The sequence below is a fragment of the bacterium genome (assembly GCA_021371935.1).
GTDB lineage: Bacteria > Armatimonadota > UBA5829 > UBA5829 > UBA5829 > UBA5829.
On the sequence record JAJFVF010000009.1, the window covers coordinates 53525 to 67629 of the forward strand.

Genomic DNA, 14105 nt, shown 5'->3' on the forward strand with positions numbered 1-14105 from the left:
ACTTCTCGGGTTGCGGGTTTTGAGTTATGAGTTTTGAGTTATTCATGTATTCAGTTTGCGTTGTTATTTATTGTTATCCTGAATTGAAGGAGGCGGCCCTCCTAACAAACGAAAAGCAAATGTCTTAGGTTCATCTATGGGCAAAATACCGATATCTCTTCTTATTGCCCTTATAAATTGGCTTAAAAGTAAATCATGCTCTTCTTTCAGTATGTGGCCTTTTGAATTTGAAATGCCATCCCAGAATGCTAAAAACGCATCAATGACGTACTGTGGAGCGGCTAATCCAACAGTATTAAATGCCTGAGCCATTCTTAGGTGTGCATCTCTACTATTATTATCAATAGCAACATCAGATATTGCTGAGAGCAATTCATTATAATGCTCCAGCTTGCGTTTGCGCCAGTCAGCTTCGATCTCTTTCTTCCTGGTAAAGTAATATGTCAGTGTCGGAACAGCTACTCCGACCAAAACACTTCCGATAACAGTAAACGCTGTAGGCCACACTGAGCTTTGCATCTTTACGCCACTTTATAAATCGCAGGTCGGTATTTTGGCCTTGGCACGGGTTTGCCCTCTGCACGAGCGGCTTCCAGCCACGCATCCTTGGCTGTCTGCACCTCGGCCAAAGCCTCTTCGGGAGTCTTGCCGAAAGCTGAACACGCCCGAAGATCAGGAATATCTGCGATGTATCCATCATCTTCTTCACTATAGAATATGTTGATATGATAATCTTTCATCTGCATTACAACAAACGTTCCGTATATGTCATTCCGAGGAGGAACGACGAGGAATCTGCTGTTTGCAATACGATCCAAAAGCAGATCTCTCGCTCCGCTCGAAATGACAGCATGCGACCACTACCCAAAGACCTGTAAATCTTTGATATTCTTTTGATGCTCAGCCAGGTCCACTACAGGCAGACTCGACACTATCAGCATAGCCAGCCCCACGATCCTGTGAAAGCTGAACGGCCACACATCAAAAGACGGCGGGAGCAGTATCAGCATGCTTCCCAGGCCGACAAGCCATGGTCTTCGCCTGTGCTGGCATATGATCGCCCATAAAATAACAGGCACAGCCAGCACATAGTGATGCTCCCAAACCAATGGCGATAGAACAAGCGCCAGTGCCAGTAGATCAACTGCATGTCCCGTAAACCGAATAGTATCGGCCTGGCCGATATCGCCACAGGTTTTTGCCTGTAATGCAAAAGACCTCTCTCGTACCACGATCCTGGATGTAGTATATATCAATGCAGCAATTGCTGAAAGGCGCCACAAGAGCAATGCTATCACAAAAGCGCCCCGACTTGTAACGCCGGTCGACATGAACCATGCTGACCGCACAATGATATTATACAAACTGTTATCACGGCTTGTTGAAAACACTGGAAATCCGCTTGGGAAACCCCTGAAGAAATCCAGATACCATAGCCATATATCGAAATTTCTGCGTAAGCCTACATCCAGAGCAATAATAGCAAACATCGCAACTGCAAAGCCGGCCAGCGTGCGCCACCGCCGCGTGATGATAACAGGCAGCAACAGTACTACCGGATACAGCTTAATACACACACCAAGCGCGAGTACCGCTCCTGCCAGAAATGGCCGTTTCTTTCCCATAGCCAGGACATATAATATTGCAACCAGCATCAACAGGTTCGCCTGGTTCCATCTGAGTGTTCGGATTAATGGGATATCGAACACAAACACCGCAGCCACAAGCAGCACAGGCAGAATCCCTTTGCCGCCGAGCACTTTTACGAACCTTACACTAAGCAAATATGCTGCTATCGCAAGAAAGAACTGAGCGCATTGCCATAAATAAAATATAGATGAACATATATCTGCATCGGACGCTCTGGCTCCGATTGCATCCGTGATCCCAACTAAGGCTTGATGCACACCGGCCATTGCTTCAGCAAGCACCGGAGGATACAAATAGCCAGTGCCGCTATATGGGTTCTGACCAGCCAAGACCTTTTCCGCTGCTGAACGGTAGCATTCATAATCGCCCGTTTTGCGTGTGCATTCGCTGATGAGCATCGCCATATGCGAGAAAACCAGTACGAACAGCACAACCGATACAATGCCGACCAGACCGGCAGATCTGCGTCTTTTGATCTCTACATAAGCAACAACTGCCAGCGCAGCCATCGAGCAAAAGCCGAACAGCTCGAACACCTGGTAAGACTTGCCACATGAACTGCCTATACTCGGCAGGCCGCTACAAGCCATAAGCAGTGGCAATATGGCTATACACGCTGCAAGCACACCATACAGCGCCCACGTTTTCCAATCGTATACAAAACTGTCATTGCCGGTGTCCATTGAAACCGACCCCTAAGTAAATCACGGTTGGTCACTTGCGTATCACTATAGTTTTTTACGCCGGTAAAACCACATACAATCGTGCAATTTACTGACCGTAAATTGCTTAGCTATAGTCCTGCAACGTAGCTGAACCCCCAGCAATATTCAGGCTGACTGTCGGCCATAACTCCAAGGTCTATAACAAAGCCGGGAAGCACATCAGGATATATCCGAAAACCGGTATCAAAGATGAACCGTCCAGGGTGATCGCTGGTGCCCTTCTTGTCGGCATGATAATACATGTCTCGGAAATTCAGATAGGGCGAGTCCCACATGCCCTCGGCCACAAAACTGATACTGGGCGACAGTGCCATCTCCATACCAAAGAGAGCCGCCAGTCTCTGATCATCTTTCGTAATGCCTAATGTGCCGTCCACAAAGCGACCGGTATCCTGCTTATAGACAAGCCTTTTGGTCGCAAGCAGGAAGTACTTAGTGCCGTTATTTACGTCAGTAAACGGGCCGACATCCTGCATGTCATTGAATATATCTCTCACAGCCAGCGCCACAGCCGGACGGCTCTTTGTCTCATCACAAATACGCCACTTCGCGCTGAAATTGCTGAAGCTCTCGTTCGATAGAGTAGGAGTGAAGTTGTCACCGGCAGTCAGCATATCCCTTATGTAACTGCCCGATATCTCCACACGATCCGAAAGACCATATGTCATTGTTGCCCGTATTTGTCTGTCAAGGAACCGGCCATTACCTATAAACTCGGCATGTCGAGACTCGTTATATCCCATGGCAAGCTGTCCGCGGCCTAAACTGCGAGCAGTCGGCACTACATAAAGACCCGAAAGGCCATGCCATGATGTGGTCGTTATCTGATACGTCTGCTGCTGAGCAAAACAAGCCGCGCTCAGCAACAAAAGCACGACCACACAAGCAAAAACCCTTCGCATCCATTCTCTCCTGGAAGTTTCTTTTACATCTTCATCGCGCTGATCTTGTCGGCGTCGATGTGCTGTTCGTTTCTATATATGTTGATTACGATTGCTAGCCCAACGGCAGCCTCGGCAGCAGCCAGAGTAATTACAAACACTGCAAAGACCTGACCTGCAATCACGGGCAGTTTCAGGTACGATCCGAACGCGACCAGATTAAGGTTGGCTGCGTTGAGCATCAGTTCTATCGAAAGCAGCATTCCTATTGCGCTGCGGCGTACCATCATGCCGAATAGCCCTATGCAAAATAGCATTGCGCCGACAGTCAGGATCCAGCTTATCGGGATGCCGTATGCGCTATGCATCTTCAATATCCTCCTTGGCTATCACCACAGCCCCGATCAAAACTGCCAGCAGGACCACGGACGCAAGCTCGAACGGAAATACATACGGCTGGAGCAGCGCGGTTGCCACCGCGTCTATTCCCGCGCCCGACTTGGCGGGTCCGCCAGCTGATATTTGTCTGACCCATACCGAGTTTGCGACGGTCACGAACAAAAACAAAAACATAACACCCGCTGCGGCGGCAGCAAGCAACGGATTATAAATAGCCTGTGAGAACCCGATCTTCATGACCCTGTGCGACAGGAATATCGCCAGGATAATCATAGTCGTGATCGCGCCGACATATATCATAACCTGCACGGCAGCCAAAAACGGTGCATTCATCAGAGCATATATACCGGCAACACCAAATAGCATCAGTCCAAGACACAGCGCCGCGCGCAGTATGTTGGGCAGCAGCACCACGCCTATTGCCGAGAGCACAGTAATGCCTGCAACGGCTATGAAAGCTACCTGATATCCTGTTATATAGAATCCAAATATATGCATATCTACTTGTTGGATGATGATTTCTCATCATCGGGTTCGGGTAATGGCGGCAGCTCGCCGCCAAGTTTATTCAATTTTTCGAGATCGTATATCATTCCTTCGCGGGAAAGGCATGCCAGTTCAAACGTGCGGGCAGGCTTGAGACATCCCTTAGGGCAGACCTCCATGCACAGCCCGCAAAACATGCATCGTGATATGTCTATGGTAAACTTCGCAGGCTTGCGATCCTTTGGGTCTGTCTTGTCGACCTCGACGGTTATGATCTGCTCCGGGCACATCCTGGCGCATGCGCCGCATGCGATGCAGTCCGATCGCCCTGTCTCGGGTCTCACCGGCAGAGTCGGCATCCCACGATAAGCCTCTGGAAGCTGAGGTTTCTGCTCAGGATAAAGCTCGGTCACACACGGGCGCAAAACGCTCCAGTTTACTGCAGTGACCTTCAGTCCTTTTATGATACTCACAAACGAGTTTTTTATGTCATTGAGTATGGTAGACATTATTTATGCATCCAGAAAACCACATACGCGCCGGTCAACAGCAGATTAACGAGCCCGGTCGGTATAAGAGCTTTCCATGAAAGGTTCATAAGCTGATCGACACGCACACGAGGCAGGGTCGAGCGAACCCACATAATGAAAACGACCAGCACCCAGCACTTCGCCATAAACCAGAACAGCGATACTGCCGAGAATGCTATTCCCGTAAGCTGACCGCCGAGTATATGAAGTGGAGGCTGATAACCACCCAGGAAGAGCGTCGTTATTATTGCAGCCAGAGTAAAGGACTCGGCGAACTCAGCCAGGAAAAACAGTGCGAACTTCATCCCCGAGTATTCAGTGTTGAAACCGGCGACAAGCTCCGATTCGGCTTCCATAATATCAAATGGCGTGACGTTGATCTCAGCGAACCCTGCTATGACCAGCATCAGAAATGCCAACTGCAGCATCGGGAAACCAGTGAACAGGTTCCAGTGCCAGAACCCGCCTGCCTGGTTTTCGACTATGATGTTAAGGTCAAGTGAACCGTTAACCAGCACAGGCACGACCAGCGCGAGAATAATCGGGACTTCGTATGATATCAACTGTGATGCGCCACGAAATGCGCCCAGCAGAGACCACTTGTTGTTGGATGCCCATCCGCCCACTATAATCCCAATTACGCTGATCGAGGAGATTGCGCTGATATACATCACGCCGACATTGAGACTCTGCGCAGTAAGCCCAGCGCCGAATGGAATGACTACATATACCAGATATGAGGGGATGAACACCAGCGCAGGAGCAATGGTGAAGAGCCACTTGTCTGCGCCTTTTGGAATGATATCTTCCTTTTGAAAGAGTTTCAGAGCATCGGCGACCGTCTGCGCCACGCCCCAGGGACCGGTTCGGTTTGGTCCAAGACGCGATTGAATGCGGGCGATGACCCATCTGAGCTTGAGAACCAGATACAGCACCGCCACGAGCATAAACACAAGCACAACAATAGCAATTGCTATCAGCTTGCCCAGTTCCAGTGCCAGGTCAATGAGGATTTGGTTCATATTGCCCCTACAAGATTAAAGCGCTCCCCATAGAGCGCTTTTCATACGCATATCAACGGGTTAATTATATGAGTGTGGAGACCCAGTGTCAAGGTTCATAGCGAATTCGGTTCATTGCCAGGTAACCTTGCTGCTGCTATAATTGGAATCACGATGCCGACATATGGAATTGAAGAGGAAGTATTTATAACCGAACCCGAGCGTCCCACGTTCGATTCGTTTTACTATCTGGCCAGGCTCCTTGCCAAGGACCCGGGGTTTTACTACACCCATTCAGCCCACAACTTTGCCAGAGGCAAGGACTTAAAGCAGGGATGGGTCAGCGGAGTCGAGATCAGCACTGGCGTCCATAAGGATGTCGAGTCACTCGCTGATGACTTGGCCGAGCGCAGAGCCGAACTGGCATCGGTCACATCCGGTCTTATTGTCCCGATGGGTCACCTTATCAATTACGATGCCTCCACCAACACCTGTGCAATCCACATCCACATCGGCAATGTCGAAGACAAGCGTCGGCTCTATGGCAATCTGATCCACTTTCTACCGGTTCTTCCTCTGTTTACTGCAAATTCTCCAATGGTCAAAGGCAGATATTTCGGCCAGTCGTATAGAATGTTCAAGTCGTTCGCCATCGGACCGATCAAGAGTGATTGGGCGGTGCGGTTTCAAGATGTGATCCTGTCAAAGCGGCTGGGGACTATCGAGCTGAGGGTGTGTGATACATGCTGGGATATGAATCGCATTCGGCTGCTGCTGAGGGCTGTGAGGGCGATAGCAGAGTTGAACGAAACGCTTGATCCCAACGTAGAACAATATAACCGGCTGCGCAGCGAAATCTGCCGCATAGGGATTATAGACGAGACGTCAGGTCTTATCGATGAACTCAAGTCAATTGTCGACTTTCCGGTCGAAGCGCTGATGCACACAGCCTCTGATGATGTGCGCGATCTATATGAAAAAGAGGGGCTGCTGGCAGCATACAGTGCAATGGACGATGGTTACAGAAATGGCGTCTTTGAGCCCAGGCCGGTCGAGAAGCGACAGCAGGCCGACATAATAAAGGGAACGTTTGGTTTTCTGGCGTATTTCGTGCCCAGGCTGCCGTATTACGCCTGGAAAGGTTTTAAAGAGCAGGCATGATTTTTGTTTATATACTTATTGCAATCGCAATATTGTGGATAGCGGCGCTCACTTTTCTGCGCCGGGTGTGGTTTTATCGAGACCCCGTTCGCATGCCCGAAAGCCGCGACGGCGTGATCGTATCTCCAGCCGATGGCCGTGTGGTCTATATCAAGCGAGTCAATGAGAACTCTATATATGCCGAGAAACTGGGTGAGAAGATACCTCTGCCCGAGATCACCGGCTGCGATTATGAGCAAAAAAATGGTTGGGCAATAGGCATATACATGTCCCCGCTCGACGTACACTTCAACTATACTCCTCTGCCCGGCACGGTCGAGAATATACATCGGGTCAGCGCCAAAGTCAATTTGCCCATGCTCGATCTTTGGGAGTATATCAGGGTTGTCTGGCTGAGGAAGATGGTGGACATGTTCGCCCGCCGCTATCATCTTGAAAATGAGCGGAACACTATTTTCGTCGACTGCAACGGCCTCAAGATGGCCGTTGTGCTGATTGCCGATAAGTTCGTGGCAAAGATAAGGTGCTTTGTGGAGCCGGGCGAGAGGTTGGAATATTCCCAAAAACTGGGGTTCATAGAGCGCGGCAGTCAGGTCGATCTGGTAATCTTTTCGGATGATGTCGAGTTCAACGTCGCTGTGGGTGAACAGGTCTATGGCGGCAAGACTGTCATTGCCAGGCTTGTTCATGCCCTTGAGGGTAATAGAGATATAATGGCCGCCGGTTGATTCAAGGGCTGGGGGAATGGTTAGAAAATGAAACGAATGGGATGTTTATTCTTTATATTAGTGCTGCTGATAATCGGCTACGATCAGTGGCGTATCGAGCAGCTCAGAAGCGAAGTTCGCGCCATATCAGCCAGGGTACATATTCAGGATAAGGCAAAGAATGCAGCAAAGCCCGATCTTGTGACGGCTCTTGCCGAAGCTCAGCGTTATGCCACGAATGCAAAAGAACTTATAGCCAAAAAGAAACCTCAGCAGGCTCAAGTGGAACTTGACAAGGCTTTGAAACGTCTTAATTCGGCTAATGATGTTACTAAGGATATTGTCGGAGATGCTGCTGTGTTTCTGGGTAATGCCCGAGACAGGACTGTTCGCACCTTCCAGAAAGCCTGGAACGATATCTCCGAAGAAGCAAAGATCGAGAAGAATAGCAAGCAGGAAGTAAGCGGCGAAAAAACGGGTAACAGGTAACAGCATGAAAGTAGCGGCTGTGGTGCCGGCATATAATGAAAAAGACCGGATATCGGTCGTGCTGGAGGCAATAAAGAGTGCTCAGTCTGTAGACGAGATACTCGTGGTCAGTGACGGCTCGACAGACGGCACATATGAACTGGTCTCATCCGACCCATGTGTGCGTGTGATGCACTTGGATGCGAACCGAGGCAAGGGCGGGGCTATGCGCGCGGGTGCTCTCGGCACTGATGCGGACGTCATACTTTTTCTTGACGCCGATCTGGTCGGTATGGATGGTGAGAAAGTTGATGCCATAATACAGCCTGTCGCCGATGGCCAAACCGATATGGCTATTGGAATATTCAGCGGTGGCAGAGGTGCGACCGACCTTGCACAATTTCTCACTCCATATATCTCAGGCCAGCGTGCAATGCGCCGCGATGTATTTCTGGATATACCCGGCCTCGATGGTGTGCGTTCAGGGGTGGAGACTGCTATCACCAAGTATTTTCATTCACGCAACTTAAAAGTCAGCCGTGTAAGCCTTACCGGCTGCACCCATCATATGAAAGAAGAGAAACTGGGCTTTATAAGAGGTTTCTCCGCACGGATGAAAATGTACTACGACATCGCCAAAATTTTGCTCGACGGCCACGAATTCAGAAAGTAAGCGCACAGCCGTCAGTCACTTCAAACACGCACTCTACGCAGTTTCAAAGAAACCAGAGCCGCCAAAGCTGCTGCCAATGATACGAAAGCAGATGGTTCCGGTGTTGTTGGATTGGACGATGTGACAGGTCCGGAGAACTTGGAAAGTCTTCCCTCTGAGTCCATAACAAATATACTTCCGTCGCTGCCGATTGTCGGAGAAGTGTATATAGTTGCGCCAATGCTTCTGCTCCAATTCAGCGAACCGTCAGTGGGGTCAATGGACACAATATCTCCGCTGTATGTGCCGAAAATTATTGTGCCGTCCGCATCCAGAGTTGGCGAGGAATATATGGCAGCGTTGGTGCGGTAATACCACTTTAGCGTGCCGTCAGGGTTTATAGCGTGCAAGCAGGTGTCCTGTGCACCGACATATATAGTGCCATCAGCTCCGACGGCGGGCGCTGTTGTAATAGTCCTGCCCTGCGTAGGATATGTCCACTTTGTCGAGCCATCCGAATTCAATGCCACCAGTGATCCGCTGGCTGTTCCTACATATATAGTACCATCGGGGCCGACCGCACAGTTATTGCTTGGATTAATCACAGCCGATTTCCAGATGAATATGCCGTTTGAGCTGACGGCATAAATTCTGCCGTCTTGTGACGGCGCATATATCACACTTCCGTCAGCCGACATAGTTAAGGCGCGTGTAATATCCCCGCCCGTGTAGTAGCTCCACTTGATCGCTCCACTAGAATCGACCGCATATATGCGGTTGTTGTCCGAGCCAACATAAAGCGTCCCGTCTTCTCCTATCAACATGGAACCGTTTACTGCTCCTGCAATTTTGCACGGTGATGCCCAGTTCGATGTTCCGTCAGAGTTGAACGCATATATGGAACCGCTGAGTGTTGCAAAGTATATGATTCCATTGCTTGCGACAGCCGCGCTGCCGATGATTGACGAGGAGTATCTGGACGAGCGCCATGCAAGCGATCCGTTGCCCTCCACGGCATAGAAATACCTGTCATATGCGCCAAAATAAGCCGTGCCGTTTGATGCAATAATGGGTGATGCGCTGCATGTGGTCCCAGTCGAGTATTGCCAGTCGAGCCCAGGAGAGTATGTCGCTGTATAGCCGATCTGTCCTGTGCGCAGTGTGTTTCCTCTATATTGTGAGGCTGGCTGCAGGCAATTGCCGCGGACAGCAAAAGCTGATACTGCGGCAATCAAGATTGAGGCTGTGCATAAACAGCCTTTGAGACGAGCATTAAGTATTGGCATATTGATCCCTACCCTTGAATCGTGATGCAATTACAACCACTGCAAAAAACGTGCCACATCGTCATAATTAAGTTATACATTTTCGTTGATTTGCATATAGTAGAGCTATATTATTTATACTCAGCAATACAATATGGTCGAGCTGGTGAATCATAATAGCAGAGGCTGTGACAATATGATGTAGTTTTATGTATGGCAGGTTTGAAACTATGCGGTTGCTGGGTATTTTGCCTGGGCTGGTAAATGCGGCGGGCTGATGGGCCTTTCTGCAAATGCTCAGTAAGCGATGATACGGTTTCCGGTCCGTCCGCAGAGGCCGCGGCGGACAATTATGGAAGCCGGTCAGCGGCGTAAGCCGTGCGCAACCTGTCAAGTAAAAATGAAAGGCTGAGAAGTATGCCTTCTCAGCCGTGGCCTCCAAGAACGGTCATGGGTAGGGATCGCTTTGTCGGCCATGCGCATTGTATATAGGTTTGATCTGCGTGTCAAGCCTCCGATGTGGTCGCAAGGCTGTCAACAGCCCGATGAGGAGGTGGTGTTGTTAGTCGAAGATGGTCAAACAGACGGTCCCTCGTAATGGGTGGGACAACCGCTTTCTGGTCGTAGCGCTGGATGGCGGCGACGAACTGACGTGTTGGTGCCGCTCGCGTTCAGATATCGTCTTAATTGCACTTTAGCGGCGCGAATCAATTTCTGTTTACCTCAAAGGAGGCTATACGATGCGAAGGATTATTTTTCTTGTTCTGGCACTGACATTAGTTTGCTCTGTGCCTTTGTTTGCTGCTCGAGTCACAAGCACGGCGCTGACTCACTACTTCGAGGTGGAGCAGGTATGCCCTGTTCTTGAAGCTGGTGAAACAGATGATGTTTGCCGTGCTTATCTGGGTTATCTGACAATAGCGGATCCATATGCAGGAGACCCGGTCATCAATGCAGCACCCGGCATACTCAGCATTGTTCCAGGTGGAACTGACTGGCCGAACTATATTGCCGCTGCGCAGCAGTCACCGGCAATACCCTATACTATCAAGAATACTACGTTCACCAAGCAGACACCTGAGATCGTGCAGTGCGCCGATGTGTTTCCTGCGCACAAAGTGACTCAGCAGGGCACAGCCAACATCAGGCTGTGGTGGCCGCTCATGTATGAGTGCCCTTCCACTGTTTTCACGCTGAGCATTCTCTATGGAACGCCGGTGGCATGGGATGATGATGGAACCGGTCCGAACCCGGCTGCATGGGTGCATGCCGAGCAGTGGGAATGGCATGTCGATGCCGATCTCGACAGCTTGAGGAGTTTGCTTTACTTGTTCCATGAGCTGCCGTTCGGCAAGGACGAAGTGCCTCTGATTTCTGATGAACTTCTCTTTGAGGCGCTGCTTGTCAAGATCGACGCAGCCCAGGAAGCATACGATGCGGGCGATCTTGCTGAGGCGGCTGCACAGCTTGCCGAGTTCGAGTTGGAAGTTATGGATGCCTGTATTATTGATTCGCCGCTCCTGCCGAACCCGACCGGTCTCGGCACGGGTATCGCCAACAGCGACGAGAACCCTGCTTGCTGCAAGCTCCTGTGTGATGTGGAGTACATTTTGCAGACCACAGGCATAGGCAATCCCAGCAAGGACTAAGGTATCAGATAGCGGTCTGGAGCCGCTTCGGCGGCTCCAAAACAATCAATAATGCAAAACTAATCCACTGAATTGCGGAATTCAGAGCTTATCACCAAGGGGCTCGGAGGAAATCGACAGCGGCTGTTATTGACAGGTCAACGACAGACAGGAGGAACGATTTGAGAACGAATATCTATCTTTTCTGTATATGCGCAATTCTTTCCGTAGGCGCAGCTACCGGTGCAAATGCACCGGCACCTGCAACTGTTCACTATGAGGTCAAGCTTCAATCTTCTGCTTTCGGCAATTGCGGAGTAAGGAAAATGTGGATCAAGGGAAATTACATGCGCTGGGAGGGCAAGAGTCAACGGCTTCCTGTATGCATTATGAAAAATGCCGAGGGAACGTTTCTCATCCATCCCTGGAACAAAATTGCTGCCAAGTACTCCAAGGAATCGTCTCGCAGCAATCCCAAGGCGATTTTTCCCGGTCCCGCAGGTTCAATCAAGGTATTTCTGAAAGCGGTAAAAGCGGAGAAATGCGGCAGAGAGGTCGTGAATGAGAAGGAGTGCACGATTTACTCATACATGGACTCTGTCTCAAGGCGTCAGTGCAGAATCTGGATTGACGACAAATCTACAAAGCCCGTCAAACTCCTCGTTAGGGGCAAGCGGGCTAAGATGGACACGCTCACCGCCATGTATACCAAATATGAAGTCGGCAAAGCCATTGCTGATTCTCAGTTCGAACTTCCGAAGGGGTATGCGATAAGACAGATGCCTGATGAGATGAAAGCTGCATCTGGACTTGCAGCAGCTGAACGCAGAGCAAAAGCTAGAATCGAAAAACAGAAAAAGGAGTCGAGCTAGTCTCGATTCATCTGCATCCCTCCAGGTTTTGTGCCTGGAGGGATAACCTATAATGCCGACGTCGTTTTAATTGGCGTCGGCTAAAGATTGCAAAAAACGAGCTCTATGTAATTCGTGGTAAGTTGCTTGCATAAGGTTATAGGTCTACACCACTGTTACCGCAAGCACTCGTGCAATGTAAATTGCTTAGCTGATGATGAAAGGGGCAATTGACGATGAAAATCCCGGTTTTATTAGTAACGGCATTCTTGCTTGCGTCCGTGTCTCCCGCCATGAAGGCTTCGAAACCACAAAAAGCTGTCGCTGTCAAGAAGACTGCACAAAAGACATCAAAACACTCATCGTTGGTTCTGCTATACACGTCCTGTGCGCGGGGGCAGATCAGGTCCTGCAACTGCACCAAATTCCAGTTCGGAGGTTATGGACGTGAGCTGACGCTGCTCAAGTCTATTCGAAAGAATAATCGCAATGTCATATTGATCGAGGGCGGTGACACAACAGCCGGAGATGATTTCCAGGCCAAGCTCAAGGCATCGGTCACATCCGGCGCACTCAAACTCCTTGGCTATAATGCAATGGTCCCTGGCGAGATGGAACTCGGCAGATCGGGTATAAATTACCTCGACTATTTTGATACCAAGTCAGTGCCTATGCTCTGTGCCAACGTGCCCGATTTGTGCAGCAGTCAGGGCGGCTACATTCCATATAAAATATTCAAGACTGAGGACAATCTCAAAGTTGGAGTTATCGGCGTGCTCGATGACGCCATCACTGGGGAGCTGAGAAGACGCGGCATCAATCAACTAGTGACCGACCCTGTCGCCTCACTCAAAAAACTCGTGCCCAAAATGCGGTTGACGTCGGACTTAATTGTTGCAGTCTATCATGGCTCGTCCGACACTGCGGCCAGACTGGCCAGCGTAAAAGGGGTGGATTTGGTGCTGTGTACTCATTTTGGAGGCCGCGATTTTCTTTTTCCCGACAAGAAGACCAATGAAGTCAACGCACCAGTGGATAAGGTAGGCAGCACTGTCATAATCAAGTGCCAGACAAGCACGAACTGGAGCCTTGGCCGAATCGATATCGGGCTTGCAGGCAAAAAGATCGATAGCGCAACTCATAAGCTGTTTTACCTTGACCGGCGATATGATGAGGATCCGGCTATGGTTAAGATATACGATGATTATAATGAGGATGTGGCTCAGGCAGTGCTTTCACGGGCAAAGAAGATGAAAAGTGATATGGAAGTGATGCTGGTCAATCGTGGTCTGAAAGTAAAAGATATGCGCGAGCGTCTGTATAAGTCACCATTTGCCGGTGATAAAAAGTGTAAAGAATGTCACTCGGATATTCACGATACGTGGTCGAAATCTCTGCATGCCCATGCTATGGCAACTCTCGAGGCCACTAATCAAGGCTTTGATCCTGAGTGTGTAAGCTGCCATGTCACTGGGGCAAATATGCGAAATGGTTTTTCCAACAAGAACGACACGCCGGAGTTGGTGAATGTTCAGTGCGAGGCCTGCCATGGTCCCGGTGTCGAGCACTCGAAGAACCCTGTAGCGGGCTATGGTTCAGTCGGCGAGGAAAGGTGTCGGTCATGTCATACGGACGAACGCACTCCCGATTTCGACTATGAAAAGTCTTGGGCTACTATCAAACACCAACTATAAAAATACT

The 14105-nt window shown here is 49.8% G+C and carries 16 protein-coding genes; 7 read left to right on the forward strand and 9 right to left on the reverse strand.

The genetic code is table 11. The annotated features are described in order from the left end of the window. Positions 1 to 63 precede the first annotated feature (63 nt). The 8 genes from LLG46_06710 to nuoH all read right to left on the reverse strand — a co-directional run bounded on the left by LLG46_06710 (position 64) and on the right by nuoH (position 5693). Positions 64 to 471 (reverse strand): hypothetical protein, encoded by a 408-nt coding sequence (locus tag LLG46_06710; GenBank protein MCE5322990.1) that lies wholly within the window; start codon positions 469 to 471, stop codon positions 64 to 66. A 50-nt stretch (positions 472 to 521) separates the two neighbouring features. Beyond that, a complete protein-coding gene (locus tag LLG46_06715; protein ID MCE5322991.1) occupies positions 522 to 740 on the reverse strand; it encodes a type II toxin-antitoxin system HicB family antitoxin in 219 nt (72 codons plus the stop codon). Positions 741 to 860: 120 nt separating this feature from the next. After that, the gene (locus LLG46_06720) at positions 861 to 2333 is read right to left on the reverse strand and encodes a DUF2029 domain-containing protein (GenBank protein ID MCE5322992.1); all 1473 of its coding nucleotides are present in this window, start codon (positions 2331 to 2333) and stop codon (positions 861 to 863) included. Positions 2334 to 2443: 110 nt separating this feature from the next. Beyond that, complete coding sequence (locus LLG46_06725) at positions 2444 to 3277, reverse strand: YjbH domain-containing protein (GenBank protein MCE5322993.1); 834 nt, start codon at positions 3275 to 3277, stop codon at positions 2444 to 2446. Positions 3278 to 3300: 23 nt separating this feature from the next. Then, entirely contained in the window at positions 3301 to 3606 is a 306-nt protein-coding gene (gene nuoK, locus LLG46_06730; GenBank protein ID MCE5322994.1) for an NADH-quinone oxidoreductase subunit NuoK, read from the reverse strand. Between the two features lie 10 nt (positions 3607 to 3616). Beyond that, complete coding sequence (locus LLG46_06735) at positions 3617 to 4153, reverse strand: NADH-quinone oxidoreductase subunit J (GenBank protein MCE5322995.1); 537 nt, start codon at positions 4151 to 4153, stop codon at positions 3617 to 3619. A 2-nt stretch (positions 4154 to 4155) separates the two neighbouring features. Beyond that, on the reverse strand, positions 4156 to 4650 hold the full coding sequence (locus LLG46_06740; protein MCE5322996.1) for an NADH-quinone oxidoreductase subunit I: 495 nt from the start codon (positions 4648 to 4650) through the stop codon (positions 4156 to 4158). Beyond that, positions 4650 to 5693 (reverse strand): NADH-quinone oxidoreductase subunit NuoH, encoded by a 1044-nt coding sequence (gene nuoH / locus LLG46_06745; protein ID MCE5322997.1) that lies wholly within the window; start codon positions 5691 to 5693, stop codon positions 4650 to 4652. The genes LLG46_06740 and nuoH overlap by 1 nt, the downstream gene beginning before the upstream one ends. 153 nt (positions 5694 to 5846) lie before the next feature. Here nuoH and LLG46_06750 point away from each other — a divergent pair, with 153 nt between their 5' ends. The 4 genes from LLG46_06750 to LLG46_06765 are packed head-to-tail and all read left to right on the forward strand — an operon-like array spanning position 5847 to position 8681. Continuing rightward, complete coding sequence (locus LLG46_06750) at positions 5847 to 6833, forward strand: hypothetical protein (GenBank protein ID MCE5322998.1); 987 nt, start codon at positions 5847 to 5849, stop codon at positions 6831 to 6833. Beyond that, a complete protein-coding gene (locus LLG46_06755) occupies positions 6830 to 7561 on the forward strand; it encodes a phosphatidylserine decarboxylase (GenBank protein ID MCE5322999.1) in 732 nt (243 codons plus the stop codon). Before LLG46_06750 ends, LLG46_06755 begins: the two co-directional genes overlap by 4 nt. 27 nt (positions 7562 to 7588) lie before the next feature. Continuing rightward, complete coding sequence (locus LLG46_06760; protein ID MCE5323000.1) at positions 7589 to 8029, forward strand: hypothetical protein; 441 nt, start codon at positions 7589 to 7591, stop codon at positions 8027 to 8029. 4 nt (positions 8030 to 8033) lie between these two features. Beyond that, the gene (locus tag LLG46_06765) at positions 8034 to 8681 is read left to right on the forward strand and encodes a glycosyltransferase family 2 protein (GenBank protein MCE5323001.1); all 648 of its coding nucleotides are present in this window, start codon (positions 8034 to 8036) and stop codon (positions 8679 to 8681) included. Positions 8682 to 8701: 20 nt separating this feature from the next. Here LLG46_06765 and LLG46_06770 read toward each other — a convergent pair whose 3' ends face one another. Next, the gene (locus LLG46_06770; GenBank protein ID MCE5323002.1) at positions 8702 to 9946 is read right to left on the reverse strand and encodes a PQQ-binding-like beta-propeller repeat protein; all 1245 of its coding nucleotides are present in this window, start codon (positions 9944 to 9946) and stop codon (positions 8702 to 8704) included. Positions 9947 to 10665: 719 nt separating this feature from the next. Between LLG46_06770 and LLG46_06775 the strand changes: the two genes are divergently transcribed. The 3 genes from LLG46_06775 (at position 10666) to LLG46_06785 (ending at position 14098) form a co-directional block, all read left to right on the forward strand. Continuing rightward, the gene (locus LLG46_06775) at positions 10666 to 11574 is read left to right on the forward strand and encodes a hypothetical protein (GenBank protein ID MCE5323003.1); all 909 of its coding nucleotides are present in this window, start codon (positions 10666 to 10668) and stop codon (positions 11572 to 11574) included. A gap of 161 nt (positions 11575 to 11735) precedes the next feature. Beyond that, entirely contained in the window at positions 11736 to 12425 is a 690-nt protein-coding gene (locus LLG46_06780; GenBank protein ID MCE5323004.1) for a hypothetical protein, read from the forward strand. A gap of 215 nt (positions 12426 to 12640) precedes the next feature. Further along, the gene (locus tag LLG46_06785) at positions 12641 to 14098 is read left to right on the forward strand and encodes a hypothetical protein (GenBank protein MCE5323005.1); all 1458 of its coding nucleotides are present in this window, start codon (positions 12641 to 12643) and stop codon (positions 14096 to 14098) included. The last annotated feature ends 7 nt before the right edge of the window (positions 14099 to 14105 follow it).

What these genes read in the sequence shown, in the direction of transcription:
- LLG46_06715 (MCE5322991.1), bottom strand. Translation starts at nt 740, where the DNA reads ATGAAAGATTATCATATCAACATATTCTATAGTGAAGAAGATGATGGA.
- LLG46_06720 (MCE5322992.1), bottom strand. Translation starts at nt 2,333, where the DNA reads ATGGACACCGGCAATGACAGTTTTGTATACGATTGGAAAACGTGGGCG.
- LLG46_06725 (MCE5322993.1), bottom strand. Translation starts at nt 3,277, where the DNA reads ATGCGAAGGGTTTTTGCTTGTGTGGTCGTGCTTTTGTTGCTGAGCGCG.
- LLG46_06735 (MCE5322995.1), bottom strand. Translation starts at nt 4,153, where the DNA reads ATGCATATATTTGGATTCTATATAACAGGATATCAGGTAGCTTTCATA.
- LLG46_06740 (MCE5322996.1), bottom strand. Translation starts at nt 4,650, where the DNA reads ATGTCTACCATACTCAATGACATAAAAAACTCGTTTGTGAGTATCATA.
- nuoH (MCE5322997.1), bottom strand. Translation starts at nt 5,693, where the DNA reads ATGAACCAAATCCTCATTGACCTGGCACTGGAACTGGGCAAGCTGATA.
- LLG46_06750 (MCE5322998.1), top strand. Translation starts at nt 5,847, where the DNA reads ATGCCGACATATGGAATTGAAGAGGAAGTATTTATAACCGAACCCGAG.
- LLG46_06755 (MCE5322999.1), top strand. Translation starts at nt 6,830, where the DNA reads ATGATTTTTGTTTATATACTTATTGCAATCGCAATATTGTGGATAGCG.
- LLG46_06760 (MCE5323000.1), top strand. Translation starts at nt 7,589, where the DNA reads ATGAAACGAATGGGATGTTTATTCTTTATATTAGTGCTGCTGATAATC.
- LLG46_06765 (MCE5323001.1), top strand. Translation starts at nt 8,034, where the DNA reads ATGAAAGTAGCGGCTGTGGTGCCGGCATATAATGAAAAAGACCGGATA.
- LLG46_06770 (MCE5323002.1), bottom strand. Translation starts at nt 9,946, where the DNA reads ATGCCAATACTTAATGCTCGTCTCAAAGGCTGTTTATGCACAGCCTCA.
- LLG46_06775 (MCE5323003.1), top strand. Translation starts at nt 10,666, where the DNA reads ATGCGAAGGATTATTTTTCTTGTTCTGGCACTGACATTAGTTTGCTCT.
- LLG46_06785 (MCE5323005.1), top strand. Translation starts at nt 12,641, where the DNA reads ATGAAAATCCCGGTTTTATTAGTAACGGCATTCTTGCTTGCGTCCGTG.